The organism is Secundilactobacillus silagei JCM 19001 (assembly GCF_002217945.1).
Lineage (GTDB): Bacteria > Bacillota > Bacilli > Lactobacillales > Lactobacillaceae > Secundilactobacillus > Secundilactobacillus silagei.
On sequence record NZ_BCMG01000052.1, the window covers coordinates 1 to 256 of the forward strand.

The 256-nt window shown below is 48.8% G+C and carries 1 rRNA gene; it reads left to right on the forward strand.

The window, feature by feature from the left end:
• Positions 1 to 5 precede the first annotated feature (5 nt).
• Positions 6 to 256, forward strand: a 16S ribosomal RNA gene (locus CES79_RS12495); the annotation flags it as partial.

Genomic DNA, 256 nt, shown 5'->3' on the forward strand with positions numbered 1-256 from the left:
ATCCCGCTGAATTGAAGTGCTTGCACTGATTTTCAGCATTGGATGAGTGGCGAACTGGTGAGTAACACGTGGGTAACCTGCCCAGAAGCGGGGGATAACACTTGGAAACAGGTGCTAATACCGCATAACAACTGAAACTGCATGGTTTCAGTTTGAAAGATGGTTTCGGCTATCACTTCTGGATGGACCCGCGGCGTATTAGCTAGTTGGTGGAGTAATGGTTCACCAAGGCAATGATACGTAGCCGACCTGAGAG